A 2,041-nucleotide genomic window follows, 5' to 3' on the forward strand; every position below is an offset into this window, starting at 1 on the left:
GACAAAGCATGAATATTCAATAAATATCCTTTATCTAATTCAAAACTTACGACTAAATTTTCACTTGCTTCAGTATAAGTGATTAGTGCATTAGAAATATTCGGAGATGCATTTAGATCTCTAATGTTTCCATCAATTGTTCCTGTCAATACACCATTTAAATTAATCACTAGTTCTGTATCATTTTCAACTGTAACTATTGCATTAGCCGGAACTATTAATTCGCAATTTCCTTTTATTACAAAGTAGTTCTCATTGCCACCTTCATGTGTAATGTCTTTAGTAAAATTATAAATTCCATCAGCCAATTCAATCTTACTCATGGTTGGATCAGCATAATATAAACCACCAATTACACCATTTGCATTTGAAACATAGACATATTTATACGGATTATTCGCATCATTTCCATAATCAGAATAAATTAAATCATTATAACATTTTGAGTATGTGTTTGATTTTGCGATTGCTGCATAATCAAGGGATAGATTAACTGATTTTTCCGAACCTTTTTTATTCGTTGTACCATACGGGAATCCTTGTCCTGCCGAAAATATGATCCCTGTACTTGACCAATTGATATTTTCATAGCCATATCCTTCAATTTGGTTATTTTGAATTATCACATTAGTTCCAATATCTGTACCAGCTAAAATTACGATTCCATTTGATATCGCACTAGTACCATTAATATTAGTGTTCGCAATCAATTTGTTATTTGTTAAATTAACTTTATTTGATACTACAGTTATAGCATTTCTTCTAGCATCTGCTTCATTTCCAGTTACCCAACCTTCATTGTGAATTTCTAATCCATTAATACTTACATTATCCGCATCAACAACGAATGATCCATATACCTTATTACCCTCTACACCTGAGATTGCCTTCGTCTTATTTACGCGATAAATTGTATATTCATTTTCATTCCCCAATGTACCTCTAACTTCAATTTGAGTCATATTAGATTTTAAAGCACTCTCCATTTGCTCTTTTGTTTGAACAACTACTTTTGTTTCTTTGTCTGAAGTATAGAATGGCACTGTATTTACCACTGTATTTCCACTAATAATTTTTGGATTATCTACTTCTTGTCCTTTTACAAAAACCTTACCCATATTTTCAAAAGACTTAATATCAATAACTGATGTATATGCAAAGCCACCTAAACTACCCGCATTTACATATGACGCATTAATTCTTCCTTCATTTTTGCAATTTTCTACCGCAACTGTCGAATCATTACCAGTATATGAAACTGTACTACTCCCTTTCCAATTCGGATAATCCGTTTTTGAAGAGGCATCAAAACTACCTGTTTTCTTTGTTGTAGCTTCTGTTATACTTCCCCAGATACCACCAACATTCGCTTCTCCATTAATCGTTACATTAGAGTTAATATTTATGTTTTTAAATGAATAAATTGCATTACTTTTCCCCACTGAATAGTGAGAATAATTCCACATTTGACCTACTATACCTCCTGCAGACCATGATTTGCAAGTACCATCTGTTGATTGAGGATCATTTATATAAACCTCACCATTATTTAGAGTTATTCCATCAAACGTTGAACCTCCTAATGCATAAGCAGCAACTACCGCTACTCTACTCTCACCACCAACATTGAAATCTTCAAATCTAATATTTTTTATAGTTGCATCACTTACAAAACCAAATAATGCTGATCCATCATTTGCTGTGTCTGAATCATTGTATGATTTCAATCCTTTGATAGCATAGTTATTTCCATTTAAAGTTCCCGAAAATGTATTGTGATAGAACCAAAAATCCGCATAATTTACACCTGCATCTCTACCATCATATGTAGTTCCAGCACGTGCATATCTTATTCCTATTGGTGTCCATGATTTCTTATTCAAATCAATATCCGCACCAAGTGTAATTACTTTCCCTGCAAAATTATTTCCTTCATTTACTAGTTTACCAAGTCCCGCTAATTGCGCACCATTATAGATTGTAAAACTTGTTGAATTAGCATTATACCAACTTGTATCTATTTTTACACCATCCCATGGAG

Annotated in this window: 1 protein-coding gene; it reads right to left on the reverse strand. The window is 32.6% G+C overall.

The window, feature by feature from the left end; all coding sequences use genetic code 11:
• Positions 1 to 2,041 (reverse strand): hypothetical protein (locus RR643_RS11610; RefSeq protein ID WP_332483315.1); only part of this gene is annotated, 2,041 nt, incomplete at both ends.

The sequence above is a fragment of the Anaerorhabdus sp. genome, assembly GCF_036637135.1.
Classification (GTDB): domain Bacteria; phylum Bacillota_I; class Bacilli_A; order Erysipelotrichales; family Erysipelotrichaceae; genus Anaerorhabdus.